We start from the raw sequence: 13,444 nt of genomic DNA on the forward strand, positions 1-13,444 counted from the left end.
TTGCGCGTTATCGCACGGGGAAAACCCCGGACCAAACCGGGATCAATCCAGGCAAAATATCGAAAAATCCGGCGGGGCGCGAGGCGAAGTTGGGGCTTCGCTTGGGCAAGGACTCGCGCCCCGACCGTCCCCCATTAGAGGAGGAGGAGGGAAGCTGCATAGGACAGCGTGGCAATGACGTTACAGTTTCGCCGGTGGGCGAGGTGTGACCGCGGTCACACCTCGCCCACGAATCTCCAAGGCCGTCAGGGTTCGACGGACGCAAGCTGGATGTCGAGCTCGGCGACCTGGATCGTCACACCGCCGAAGCCGGCCCGCGTGTGCAGCCGGACCGGCAGGTAGAAACCGTGCTCGGGAAAGTGTGCCAGCCAGATATCGAGCGGATAACGCAATTCCGCCTGTGTCGGGTAGTCCTCTGGATCATAGCCGGCGATTGGCTCGTACCAGGCGTGGCAAAGCAAGGCCTCACCGCGCCAGGCCGGCGTCCGGATCGTCTCACTTTCCCCGGCCTCGAGGCGCAAATTATAGCGCGCCTTGCCATCGAACACCGGCAGGCTCCCAGAACACACGTCCGCTTCACCGCCCGTTCGTGCCTGTGCCAGCAGAAAGATCGCAGAGATCGGATCAATCACATCCTCGCGTTGCTCCGCCGTCGCAGGCGGAACGCCGAGCGAACCGAAAGCTGGCATGGCCTGAGCCGACGCGATGCGGTTCTCGAACGCGATTTCGACAGCGCGAACCTTCGAGCCGGTGCGCTCGACATGGGCGTAACGCAGGGGCATCACGGCAGCGGAGGTGCGCCTGCCCTCCACCTCGGCGCGAATATCGAAATCCGTGAACAGGGCGGCCAGCCCGGCCGCCTCGACGAATGTGTCGGCGGCGTAGCGCTCCGGCTCGAGCCGGGCCGTCAGGCTGATCGCCCCGACCCGGAAAATCAGCACCGAACTTGAATAACGCGCCGAAATGACCCGCGCACCGGGATGGAATTCGGCAGCGGCGTCAGACCCGCTCGCGAGTTCGCCAGCAGCGGACCCGGCCAAAACCAGGCTTGTGGCGGCCGCAATGACTTGAAACAATGCCGGCATGATCCCCACCCATTTGGTTCTAACATGGAAGCTTGCGCGACAATTGCGGTGGCAATTTGGCGTCGCAGCAGATCCTGTACACTGGCGCGGCGGGCCAGATGGATCCACCGTGCCATGCCGGCGCCAAGATGCAGAGAAACTATGACGGAACTCGCCCGCATGCCTATATGACACAGCGTCCGCAGGAAGGTGGCCCCGCTTGAAGTCCCTCATCGTCTCACTTGCCGTTCTTATGGCCTGCGGTCCCGCTTTCGCGGCGCCGCTCGCAATGATTGAAGGCATTGCGGACCCGGTGCTGCGGGACGCATTGCAGGCGGCGGTCGGAGCGCGGGCGGAGAGCGAAAACCCTGCAGACGGGCCGATGCGCCAGGCGCGCACAGCCGCGGACCGGGCGCGGCGCCTGCTCAGATCCGAAGGCTATTACCGGGCGCAAGTCGATCCGCGCCTCGACGACAACTCGCAGGCTGTCATCCACATCACACTGGGCCCCCGCGTGCGGATTGCGACAATCGACGCCGTCACCACACCCGACACCGAAGCGGCGCCCCTCGCTCGCGCCGCCATCACCTTGAGCCGCGACGCTCCGTTGCGCGCGGCCGACGTCATTGCCAGCGATGCGCTCGGGCTCGCAGCCCTGCAGGATGCCGGCTGGCCCAGCGCCGAGAGCGGAGATCGCCAGGTCAGGGTCGATCATGCCACCAACACAGCGATTGTGCAGTTTGTCTATGATACCGGGCCCTATTCGGTTTATGGCCCGTTTGAGCTGGACGGTGACAATTGGAGGCCCGGTTTCATTGCCGCCCTGTCACCACTGACCCGTGGCGCGACAGCCAGCCGCACGCAAATCCTGGAATACCAGCGCCGGCTGGATGCGCTGACCAGCGTGCGCACCTCCCAGGTCATGCTCGGTGAAGCCGATCCCGCGACGAGCGAACGGCCGGTCCGTGTGGAACTGACGCCCGCCTCACGCCACAGTATCGAAGCCTCATTGAGCTTTGCGACGAGCGAAGGTGCCGGTGCCAATTTCGACTGGACGCGGCGCAACATGTTTCTCGGTGACGAAACCCTCACCGTGGAGGCGAGCATCGCCACCCTGCAGCAAGGGCTCGGCGCGACGCTGACCCTGCCACATTGGCGCCGCTACCAGCAGACATTGCTGTTCAGTGCCGGCGTGCAATCCCAGGAGACCGATGCGTTCGATCAGACCGGGCTCCTGGTGACCGCCGGGGTGACACGCCGGGCCGGTCATCTCGAATATGGTGCGGGCACCCGGCTCGATATTTCGCAAGTGACCGATACGACCGGTCCGCGGGATGCCAATACGCTGGCCCTCGACTTGAGTGCCGCCTACGACACGCGCAATAATCCGCTTGATCCGGACGAGGGCCTGCGCGCCCGGTTGCAGATCTCGCCGGCCGCGACCTTCGGCGATGTCGAGACGCGTTATGTTGGCGTTGAAGCGCGGGCCAGCAGCTATTACCGGCTCTCCGATGACCTTGTCGCCGCGGCGCGCGTGCGGATCGGGACCGTTCTGGGCACTTCGGCGGAGAGCCTGCCGGCGGATTTGCGCCTCTATGCCGGTGGCGGCGGCTCGGTGCGGGGTTATAGCTATCAGTCGCTCAGCCCGCTCGGCAGTGATGGTTCGCCATTCGGCGGCCTGTCGGTAACGGAAACCAGCCTCGAGTTGCGCTGGCGCGCGCGGGAGCGTTGGGGCGCTGTCGCATTTCTCGATTCCGGTACGGCCTCGACCGCATCAACGCCGGACTTTGCCGAATTCCGCTCGGCCGTCGGAGTGGGTGTCCGCTATTATTTTGATTTCGCGCCGGTCCGTTTCGACATCGCCACCCCGCTTGACCGCCGCTCCGATGATGCCGCCTTGCAGATATATTTCAGCCTCGGACAGGCATTTTGATGGCGGTGCGGAACATTCCCTGGCGCGGGCTTCTGCAGGCCTTGGCACTGGGCCTCGGCCTGCTGGTGATTCTGGCGACCGGAGCGATCCTCGCCTTGAGCCACGGGCCCGGCCGCTGGCTGGTCCGGTCCTTCGTTGACGGACAGGAAATCGGCTCGATCGGGCAGGTGCAGATCGAAGGTCTGCGCGGCGATCTCCTGTCAGAGTTCTCCATCGACCGTATCGTCCTGACCGATACGGCCGGCGTCTGGCTGGAGGCCGAATCCATCGTGGTGCGCTGGCAGCCACTCTTCCTGGTCAATGGACCGGTCCGGGTTGATCTGCTTGCAACCGAACGGGTCATGGTCGCACGGCGCCCTGATCTGCCGGACCGGGCTGATCAAGGGTCCGGCAGCGGCTTGCCGGAATTCATCCTGACCGAGGCGCGGATCGACCAGCTCGATCTGGCCGAGGGCCTGGCCGGCCCGGCCGCGCGCCTGCAAGCGCGTGGTGATATGCAATTGCAGGGCGGCGCACCGGGACAGGCTTCAATCTCCATCCGCCGTCTGGATGCGCCGGGTGATGCCATTGACGGCCGGCTTGAAATCTTTGCGGATGGCCGGATAGACGGCCATTTCACCGCCTCCGGTGCGCCCGGCGGGCCGCTGGCCGTGCTGGCCCAAATGCCCGAAGAGCAGATCGAGATTGCCGCGGACCTGTCCGGCGACGGACAGTCCGGCAGCGGCGATTTCAGCGTCCGGATTACCGGCCGCGAACTGGCCAATGGCCAGCTGGCCTGGGCCGATAATGCCTGGCAGCTCGACAGCGCCGTTGAGCCCGGAAACTGGACCGGCCTGCCCGAGCCCCTGGCCCCCATCCTGTCGCGCGGGCGGATGAGCGCCAGCGGTTCCGTCTCGAAATTCGGCGTGCGCAACGCACAGCTGCGTGCCGATACGCTTGAGATCGACCTGGCGCTCAATGCTGCGCGGAGCTGGGATCTTGTCCTGCAGACGAGTGGCGGAGCCCTGGCGCAATTATCCGGCGGCGAGGTCAGTGCCGACTCCCTCCGTTTCGAGGGTAATGTCGATTTGATTGAAGGCTACGGCTTGAACGGCGCACTGGCCATCGAACAGCTGACCGCCGGCGAAGCGCAAATCGGTGCGATCGGCGGCCCCTTGCAGCTGCGTTATAGTTCGGGGCAGCTGGACGTCGCGGCCCAGCTCGCCCTGTCCGGTCCGGCATTGGGCGAGCGCACCCTCAATGATCTGGTCGGCGAACAGGCCACACTGACCTTCGATCTGGCGGCCGATCTCGACGCAGGCCGCTATCAGCTGACCGGTTCGCGACTCCTGGGCGCGCATATCCTGGTCGATGCTGACGGGGTCTATGGCCCGGGCAGCGACCGGATTGCGCTCAACGCCCACGCGAGGCTCGACGATCTTGGCCTTCTGACCGACCGCGCCAGCGGCCCGGTTTCCGCCGTCATGACCACGACCGGCGCCAATGAAATCCAGCTGGTGGTGGATGGCAGCGAGATCGAGACCGATGCCCGCCTTGCCAGCCTGGTCGAAGCCTTGAGCGTGACGGCCACGCTGCGCCTGGAAGAGGCTGGCTGGCGCGTTCCGGCCCTGTCGCTCAGCTCAACGCGGCTGTCGCTCGAGGCCCAGGCGCAGGGTAGCTCCGGCGACGACTGGCAAGCCAGCGGCGATCTGGCATTTTCCGGCGCACTGGAAGGCGTGGCGCTAAGCTTCTCCGGCGGTCTGGCGACAGGCTTCGAACTCAATTCGGTGGCTGGCCTGGTCACCGCGCGCACGGTCACGGCTACCGAAGCCATCGTGTTGGGCGAGACCCGCTTCAACGCCCCGCGTCTGGCACTCAATGCCGAGTATGATGACGGCAATCTGTCCGCCGACTGGACACTCGCCGGCCGTTATGACGCCCGTGAGCTCTTGCTGGCCGGCGCGGCCGAGCAGGACGGTGCGGACTGGACACTGGCAGTGCGCGACAGTCAGTTCGGCCCGTCGGTGATCGAAGCCGATGCCAGGATCGAGCAAGACCGGCTGCAACTCAGCCTGCTGGCCGGCACCCAGGCGCGCTGGTCACTCTCGGTGGAATACAATGCCGCTCTCGAGGCTTTGCTGGATGGTGATTTCGATGCCCGGCTGGGCGTCCGGGACCTGGTCGCCGGCAGTGTTGTACTGACCGATGCCCAGGTTTCGTTGAGCGGGCCGATGGCCGGCCTCGCCCTGGAAGCCGAGCTGTCGGGGCTTGCCGGCGTACCCTTCGACCTGAATGCCACCGGCATGATCAGCCTCGACGAAGCCGGGATGCGTGCTGAATTACGCCCGGCCGGCCATCTCGGTACCAATGCCTGGTCAACGGTGGAGCCTATCCTCGCTGTGATCGCGGGCGAGGATCGCTCGCTGGGCGGGCGGATTGAATTCGGCGGCGGTGAGCTCGGCGCGCAATGGCAAGAGAGCACCGGACAGGCACAGCTGGATGTTCAGGTCAGCCGCTTGCCGATCGCCTTGATGGTCGATCTGGCGGGACTACCGGCGGTGGACGGCATGATCGATGCCAGCTCAGCCCTGCACCAGACCGGCGGCATCTGGCGCGGCAATGCCGAGCTGGTGGCAAGCGGTCTGACGGCGGCCTCGCTGGCCGACGCTCCGGAATTGCGGATCGAAAACCGCCTCACCCTCGGCGAGGATGCCCGGATCGAGAGTCTGGCGACCGGGGGCGGATTGCGCGCGCGCAGCGTCCTGACCCGCCAGGGCACGACAACGGGATTGCTGGCAATCCTCGACGGGGCAGACGCGGTCATCACCGGTAGCATCGAGGCCAGCGGTGAAATCCAGTCCCTGACGTCCCTGCTGCTGCCGATCGGCACCACACTCGCCGGCGATGCCGACATCAATCTGGCGATTTCGGGGACCCGCAGCGCACCGCAGATCGACGGCTCGATTGCGCTGCATGACGGGCGTTTCAACGCCGCCGAGAGCGGCACGGATATTCTCGACATCCAGCTTCTGGCAAACCTGCACAATAGCCGGATCGAGCTGGAGAGCTTTACCGCCGGTGACGGCTCGACCGGCCAGATGCACGCCACCGCCTCCGGTGTCGTCACGGCCCAGGGGCCACGCGGCGAGGCCGAGTTCAATTTCGAGAATTTCACCGCAACCCGGCGCCCCGACCTGACGGCCCGCATGACGGGCCAGACCCGCCTGACCCTGGGTGAGGACGGCTTGCTCGTCGCTGGCGAAACCCGTCTCGACCGGGTCTACGTCCAGCCCCCGGCCAATGGTGTCGCCGCCATACCGCAAATCGAGGTCGTCGAGCTGAACCTGCCCAAGAACCAGATCCGCGCTTCACGGGCCCGATTGCCGGTTCAGCTGGACTACCGGGTCTACGCCACCGACCAGATCTATTTCAACTCCTCCGGTTTCAACACGGAATGGCGTGCCGATATCCGCATTACCGGGCAGGCCAGGAAGCCGACCCTGACCGGAACAGCCAACCTGGTGCGCGGCTCGGCAACCGTCTTCAGCCGGCGCTTCACGCTGGAATCCGGTGAGGTCGTGTTCAACGGCTCGCCGGCCGATGCGCGCGTCTCCCTGCTGGCACATTATCAGCGCGACGACTTCGAGGCCGATGTCGCGGTCGCCGGCCCGCTGATGTCGCCAAGCGTGACCCTGACCAGCACGCCGACCTTGCCCGATGACGAGATTATTGCCCGCCTCCTGTTCGACCGCTCCGCCAGCCAACTCGGCCCGTTCGAAGCCGCTCAGCTCGCCGCGCAGCTGGCCGGGCAGGACATATTCGGCTTCGTCGGCCGTTTCCGCGAACTGGTCGGCGTCGACCGGCTCGATATCGGATCGGACGCCAATGGTGGCCTGACCGTCACCAGCGGGCGGCGATTTGGCAATGATTTCTATGTCGAGGTCGAGAGCGCCGGCGCCGCCGCGCTGAGCACGGCCAGCGTCGAGTGGACACTGACGCCGCAGCTCAGCATTCTTTCCCGCCTGAGCGCTGATACTGAAGCGTCGGTCGCGATCCGCTGGCGCCGCGATTATTGAACGTTTGACGCTGCGCGGCCGGGCGGTCGCCTTGCACCACCAGCCGTGGCAGAGTAGGCAGCGAGATGACGACCCGGCGGTCTTGCCGGTCCCTCAACGGGTAGCAGAACGGGTGGGCTGGAATGGGTGATTTCTGGAAGCATATCATCAAGCCAGAGGGGCCCTGGGCCCGCTGGCTGATCTTCATCAGCCTGCTCGGCATTGTGATCGCCGGCGTCACCGGACATCTGGCCATTGTCAGCCAGTATCTCGATACCGAGGCGCTGACCTTCCGGGCCGGCGAATTCCATGTCAGCCCCTATGATGCCCTGCGCGCCCTGGTCCTGCTGGTGCTGATTTTCTGGGTCACGGCGGCGATTGCCGATCTGGTTCAACACCGGGTTCGCGGACTTTCGAAACTACACCCGACGACGCGGACACTCGTCTCGAAAATCTTTCAGATCGCGATTTATATCATCGCCATCCTGATCTCGATGGACGTGCTCGGCCTCAATCTGACGACGCTGACCGTGTTCAGCGGCGCGGTCGGCATTGGCATCGGCTTTGGCCTGCAGACGATCGCCTCCAACTTCATCTCCGGCCTGATCCTGCTGCTGGAACGTTCGGTCGATATCGATGATCTGATCGAATTGCCCGACGGGGTGACCGGTTTTGTGCGCAAATCGAGGGCGCGCTACACCCTGCTCGAGACCCTCGACGGCAAGGAAGTCCTGGTGCCGAACGAGGATTTCATCACCAATCGGGTGACCAACTGGACCCTCTCGACCAGCAAGGCCCGGGTCGAGATCAGTGTCGGCGTGGCCTATGGCTGTGATCTGGAGCTGGCGCATAACCTGATCCTGGAAGCCGCCACCGAGCACGCCATGTGCATGAGCGACCCGGCGCCGCAATGCTTCCTGCGCAATTTCGGTGACAGCTCGATCGACTTCATCCTGACCTTCTGGGTCGAGGATATCGTCGCCGGGCGGTGGCGGCCGCAGAGCGATGTGATGTTCGCGATCTGGCACAAATTCCGCGATAACGGCATCGAGATTCCCTTCCCGCAACGTGATCTGCATATCAAGAATGCGGCCGCCCTGAAGGAGGCCATCAATGCCCAATGAATTCGGCATTCTGCACGCCTGCTCGATCAATGGTGACGGACGCGGGGATGTGCTGTCCGGCGATGATGTCTCGCGCCTGATCCGCGACGAGGCGCTCGCCTGGGTCCATCTCGACGCCGGCCATCCCGGCGCACGGGCCTGGCTCGAACGCGAGATCACCTATCTCGACCCGATCATCATCGACGCCCTGCTGGCCGAGGAAACCCGGCCGCGCATGGTGATGTTCGAGCAAGGTGCGCTGATGATCCTGCGCGGCGTCAATCTCAATGAGGATGCCCAGCCGGAGGATATGGTCTCGATCCGGCTCTGGATTGACGGCTCCCGCATCATCAGCGTGCGCCGGCGCCGGCTCAAGGCCGTCTCCGACTTGCGCGAGCGCCTGGCCGAGGGCACGGGTCCGAAGAACGCTGCCGATTTCATCGCCATGCTCACCGCGCGCCTGTTTGAGCGTATGGAACCGGTGCTGACCGAATTGGACGAACGGCTCGACGATGTCGAGGAAGAGGTGATGGAATCACCGACGCCGGCTGCCCGCCAGGCGATCAATGCCCTGCGCAAACAGGCGATCATGTTTCGCCGCTATATCGCGCCCCAGCGCGATGTGATCGCGCATTTGCGCATCTCCGAACTTCCCTGGCTCGACGCAATGAACAAGCGCCGCCTGCAGGAAAATCTCGATATCGTGATCCGCTATCTCGAGGATCTCGACACGATTCGAGAGCGCGCCCAGATCGTCAAGGATGAGCTGGCCAATGGCCTGGCCGACCGCATGAACAAGAATCTCTACGTGCTGTCTGTGATCGCCGCGATCTTCCTGCCGCTGGGCTTCCTGACCGGCCTGTTGGGCATTAATGTCGGCGGCATTCCCGGCTCCGACAATCTCAGCGCCTTCTGGTTCTTCGTCGCCCTCCTGTTCGGCATTGGCGGCGTGCAGATTGCGGCCTTCAAATACATGAAATGGATCTAGGCATGAGATGGGGGGCGTTGTTGGCCGGCCTGGCCCTCATGATCGGCGGCTCGCCCGTGATCGCGCAATCTGCCGCCGATCACGCCCCCGATCCCGCCCCCGGTCCCGCTGTCGGGGCCGTGCAGAACGAGGCCAGCGGGGCGCAACAACCGGACGCCACTCCGGTCTGGACCGGCCCTGCCGCCGAACCGGCCCTGCTGAAGGATCTGGTCACCGCGATCCGCGCATCATCCAGTCACGGGCTCAACCCGCAAGACTATTTTCTGGCCCAGCTGGAGGCCGTCGATTCGATCCGGTCCGACCCCGCCACCGATGCCCTCGCAACGCGTGCCGCTCTGAGCCTGGCCGGACACCTTCTGGCGGGCCGGTTTGATCCGCTTCGCTTCGAACCTGACTGGACAGCACCGCGCCGCACCCGCGATCTACACGCCTGGCTGGACCTGGCCAGGGCCAATGGCGACATCGCCGCCCGGCTCGAGGCCCTCGCGCCGGACGAGCCGGGCTATACAGCCTTGCGCAACGCGCTGCCGCGCTTTGAGGCGATCGTCCAGGCTGGCGGCTGGCCCCCGATCGACGCGGGGCCGGAATTGCGGCCCGGTGATCGCGGTCCGCGGGTCGCGCAGCTAAGGGCCCGGCTGGAGGCCAGTAGCGATCTGGTGCCGCTGTCCATCCCCGCCGAAACCGGCGAGCAGGCAAGCGACGTCGCCGACCCGGTCACGCCAGAATCCAGCAGCGCCGAGCCCGCCGATCCGGAAGTCTTCGACGCAATCCTGCAAACCGCCGTCGAAGCTTTCCAGCAAGCCAGCCGGCTCGATGTCGATGGCCGCGTCGGCAGCCAGACCCTGCACGAGCTGAATCTGGGCGCGGACCATCGCGTCGCCCAGATCCGCGCCAATCTCGAACGTTATCGCTGGCTGCCCGCGGATATGGGCCGGCGGCATATCCGGGTGAATATCCCGGACTTCTCGCTTGAGGCCCGCACTGAAGGCGTGGTCGAGCGCCGCCACGACGCCATCGTCGGCCTCAGCTACCGGCCGACGCCGGTCTTTTCGGCGGAGATGACCTATATCGTCGTCAATCCCTGGTGGGAGACGCCCAGAAGCATCGCCGTGCGCAATGAATTGCCGCTGTTTCGCCGGGACCCGGGTGCGGTTACCCGGCTGGGCTTCCAGGTGCTGGACCGTGACGGCAATGTGGTTGATCCCGCACTGATTGACTGGAATACCGTGCCGGCGCGCGACTTCCCCTACCGGCTGCGTCAGGCCCCCGGCCCGCTCAACGCGCTGGGCGAGGTCAAGCTGATCTTCCCCAACCCGCACAATGTCTATCTGCACGACACCTCCAATCGAGAACTGTTCGCGCATAACCGGCGTTGCTATTCATCGGGCTGCGTCCGGCTACGCGATCCGTTCGAGCTGGCCGATTGGGTGATCGCCGAAACGCCGGACCTGACACCGGAGGGGCTGCGCGAAATTGCCGCCGGAAATTCCGAGACCCGCCTGCCTCTGGCCGAGCCGATCCCGGTCTATCTCCTTTACTGGACAGCCGTGCACGACCCGTCGACTGGTATCCGCTTCATCGCAGACCTATATCAAAAGGATGATGAGTTGATTGCGGCGCTGGAGATTACTCCATCGCCCATGGAGTAGTCTGATGAAAAAATTTCTCGGAAAAGCCCTGTTGAGTGCCGCCCTGGTGTCTGTCTTGCCCCAGGTCGCGCACGCCAGGCTTCTCAACCCGGTCGTCGACCGGACCGCCCCGCCCGTGGCCGGCTTTGAGCCCGGGCGTCTGCCTTTCGCGATCACCCTGCGTGAGGGCCTCGTCGTCGATCTGGACACCTTTGCCGTATTTGCCCAGCCGGGCGAACGGGTCCGCATCCGCGCCGACAGGCCACTCAGCTGGCTGGAGGGCGAGACCAGCCGGGCCGCAACGACCGAACTCGACTGGACGGCGCCGGTCACACCGGGCCTGACGCCCGTCCAGCTTGATGATGGCGAAGGCCATATCATGACCCTCAATCTGGTCGTGATGCGGTCGCACGCACCAGACGATGGCGAGACGATCAATGGCTACCGGCTTGGGAGCTATCCGTCGGAACCCTATCGCGGCCACGAGAATTACCGGGCGCCGGAAAACTTTCTCGAAGTCACGGACGGGCTTGAGGATCTGGCCGTATCGCCGCATTTCCGGCTCGGCCAGTTTCTCTGCAAACAGCCCGCCGACGGCAACCAGTATCTGGTGCTGAGCGAACGGCTTCTGGTCAAACTTGAGGCCATTCTTGCAGCGGCCAATGAGCGCGGCTGGCAGGCGGACACTTTCACTGTGATGAGCGGTTACCGCACCCCCGCCTATAATGCCGGACTCGGCAATGGCCGCCATTCGCGCCACATTTATGGTGGCGCCGCGGACATTTTCATTGATGCCAATGGCGATGGTGTGATGGATGATCTCAATGGCGATGGCGTGCATGACCGCAGCGACGCAGCGGCCCTGTTCGATCTGGTCGAATCCCTGGCCGATAGCCCCGTCTTCACCGGGCTGGCTGGCGGCCTGGGCGAATATGCGCCCAATGCCGCGCACGGCCCCTTCGTCCATGTCGATGAACGCGGATGGCGCGCCCGTTGGGGCCGCAGCTAGGCGGATCGGGGCAGAGGCCGCGCATCCGGTTTTGTAAGACCTCATGAGTCAGGCTACCGTCCCGGAGCGTTATCGCTCTGTGACCCTGATCAATGAGGCCTTGCATGATGAAGCGGCTGAAACGCCTTGCCCTGGCCTGTGCGGTCGCGCCCCTGATGGGCGTGCTTCCCGCCAGCGCCATGACGGTGAATTATGATTGCCGCGCTTGCGAGACCGGCACGCGCTTCTATCAGGCCCGCGAGCTCAGCCTCGCCTGGACCGGGCCAGCCAACGCCCATCTCTATGCCGATCTCATTACCGCCGTCCGCGGTGCCGCGTCGCACGGGCTCGACCCGGCCGATTATCACCTGGCCCTGCTCGAAGGGGCCGACCCGTTTCAGGCCGATCTTGAACTCGATGAGGTCGCGACCGACGCCTATCTGACGCTGGCGGCGCATCTGCTCTCCGGTCGCCTCAATCCGGTAACGATCGAACCAGACTGGACCGCTGCACGCCGTGGCCGTGATCTGGTCGCCTATCTTCAGGCAGCCCTAGGCAATGATGCAATCGCCGAAAGCCTCGAAGCGCTGGCTCCGGACCAGCCGGGCTATCACGCGCTGCGCGCGGGACTGACACGTTTTGAAACCATCGCCGCGGCGGGCGGCTGGCCTGGCGTGGACGCGGGTCCGACCCTGCGCCCGGGAGATCGTGGCCCGCGCGTCGCCCAGATCCGCGCCCGGCTGGGAGCAACCGGCGATCTGGCCGCAGCGATGCCCCCGACTGATCCGGCTACGCTGCCGCCCGATCCGGAATATTTTGATCCGGCGCTTGATATGGCTGTGCGCATCTTCCAGCACCGTGCCAGTCTCGATGCGGATGGTGTTGTGGGCGCCATGACCGTCGCCCAGCTCAACACAAGTGCAGACCAGCGTGTCGAGCAGATCCGGGCCAATCTGGAGCGCTGGCGCTGGTTACCCGAGGATCTCGGCCGCCGGCATATCCGCGTCAATATCGCCGATTATTCGCTGGAAGCCCGCAATGACGGCGTGGTCGAACGCACGCATGACGTCATCGTCGGGCGTCTCTACCGGCGCACGCCGGTCTTCTCGGCCAGCATGACCTATTTTGTCATCAACCCCTGGTGGGAAACCCCGCCCAGCCTGGCCGCACGCGACAAGCTGCCTGCCTTCCGGGCCGATCCGGGTGCGGTGACGCGGCTGGGCTTTCAGGTCATTGACCGGTCCGGCACCCTCGTCGATCCGGCAACGATCGACTGGGCCAGTGTTCCGGCCAATAATTTCCCCTATCGCCTGCGTCAGGCGCCCGGGCCGCTGAATGCGCTCGGCGAAGTCAAATTCATGTTCCCCAACCCGCATAATGTCTATCTGCACGATACGCCGACGCGCGGCTTGTTCGCCCAGACCCGACGCGACTTCTCTTCGGGCTGCGTGCGGGTGCGTGACCCGCTCGCCCTGGCCGAATGGGTCGCGGCGGAGAGCCCTGGCATGACACCGGCCCGTCTGCAGTCAATCGCCGCCGGCAATGATGAAACCCGGATTTCGCTGACGCGCGCGATTCCGGTCCACATCCTGTATTGGACGGCGGTGCTCGATTCAGACACTGGCGTGCGTTTCGTGAACGACGTATATGACAGGGATGCCGTGTTAATCGCCGCGCTGGATTCACCACCGCCGCCTTTGGAGTAG

General features: G+C 64.8%; 8 protein-coding genes. 7 read left to right on the top strand and 1 reads right to left on the bottom strand.

Annotated features, from left to right (window positions below):
- Positions 1-245: 245 nt before the first annotated feature.
- Positions 246-1,085, bottom strand: a complete 840-nt coding sequence (locus ACN0YJ_RS03060; RefSeq protein ID WP_417495301.1) for a DUF3108 domain-containing protein — start codon at positions 1,083-1,085, stop codon at positions 246-248.
- Between the two features lie 199 nt (positions 1,086-1,284).
- Here ACN0YJ_RS03060 and ACN0YJ_RS03065 point away from each other — a divergent pair, with 199 nt between their 5' ends.
- The 7 genes from ACN0YJ_RS03065 (at position 1,285) to ACN0YJ_RS03095 (ending at position 13,444) form a co-directional block, all read left to right on the top strand.
- Positions 1,285-2,997, top strand: a complete 1,713-nt coding sequence (locus ACN0YJ_RS03065) for an autotransporter assembly complex protein TamA (RefSeq protein WP_417495302.1) — start codon at positions 1,285-1,287, stop codon at positions 2,995-2,997.
- Positions 2,997-7,052 (top strand): translocation/assembly module TamB domain-containing protein, encoded by a 4,056-nt coding sequence (locus ACN0YJ_RS03070; RefSeq protein ID WP_417495303.1) that lies wholly within the window; start codon positions 2,997-2,999, stop codon positions 7,050-7,052. The genes ACN0YJ_RS03065 and ACN0YJ_RS03070 overlap by 1 nt, the downstream gene beginning before the upstream one ends.
- A 122-nt stretch (positions 7,053-7,174) precedes the next feature.
- The gene (locus ACN0YJ_RS03075) at positions 7,175-8,155 is read left to right on the top strand and encodes a mechanosensitive ion channel family protein (protein WP_417495304.1); all 981 of its coding nucleotides are present in this window, start codon (positions 7,175-7,177) and stop codon (positions 8,153-8,155) included.
- Positions 8,145-9,122, top strand: coding sequence for a zinc transporter ZntB (locus ACN0YJ_RS03080; protein ID WP_417476860.1), 978 nt, complete (start codon positions 8,145-8,147; stop codon positions 9,120-9,122). Before ACN0YJ_RS03075 ends, ACN0YJ_RS03080 begins: the two co-directional genes overlap by 11 nt.
- Before the next feature lie 2 nt (positions 9,123-9,124).
- A complete protein-coding gene (locus ACN0YJ_RS03085; RefSeq protein ID WP_417495305.1) occupies positions 9,125-10,771 on the top strand; it encodes a L,D-transpeptidase family protein in 1,647 nt (548 codons plus the stop codon).
- A gap of 4 nt (positions 10,772-10,775) precedes the next feature.
- Positions 10,776-11,759, top strand: a complete 984-nt coding sequence (locus ACN0YJ_RS03090) for a D-Ala-D-Ala carboxypeptidase family metallohydrolase (protein WP_417495306.1) — start codon at positions 10,776-10,778, stop codon at positions 11,757-11,759.
- A 104-nt stretch (positions 11,760-11,863) separates the two neighbouring features.
- Entirely contained in the window at positions 11,864-13,444 is a 1,581-nt protein-coding gene (locus ACN0YJ_RS03095; protein ID WP_417495307.1) for a L,D-transpeptidase family protein, read from the top strand.

Source organism: Maricaulis sp., from assembly GCF_048270095.1.
Lineage (GTDB): Bacteria > Pseudomonadota > Alphaproteobacteria > Caulobacterales > Maricaulaceae > Maricaulis.

Excerpts from the sequence above, each read along its gene's own strand:
- ACN0YJ_RS03060 (WP_417495301.1), bottom strand. The coding sequence starts at position 1,085 with ATGCCGGCATTGTTTCAAGTCATTGCGGCCGCCACAAGCCTGGTTTTG.
- ACN0YJ_RS03070 (WP_417495303.1), top strand. The coding sequence starts at position 2,997 with ATGGCGGTGCGGAACATTCCCTGGCGCGGGCTTCTGCAGGCCTTGGCA.
- ACN0YJ_RS03075 (WP_417495304.1), top strand. The coding sequence starts at position 7,175 with ATGGGTGATTTCTGGAAGCATATCATCAAGCCAGAGGGGCCCTGGGCC.
- ACN0YJ_RS03080 (WP_417476860.1), top strand. The coding sequence starts at position 8,145 with ATGCCCAATGAATTCGGCATTCTGCACGCCTGCTCGATCAATGGTGAC.
- ACN0YJ_RS03085 (WP_417495305.1), top strand. The coding sequence starts at position 9,125 with ATGAGATGGGGGGCGTTGTTGGCCGGCCTGGCCCTCATGATCGGCGGC.
- ACN0YJ_RS03090 (WP_417495306.1), top strand. The coding sequence starts at position 10,776 with ATGAAAAAATTTCTCGGAAAAGCCCTGTTGAGTGCCGCCCTGGTGTCT.
- ACN0YJ_RS03095 (WP_417495307.1), top strand. The coding sequence starts at position 11,864 with ATGATGAAGCGGCTGAAACGCCTTGCCCTGGCCTGTGCGGTCGCGCCC.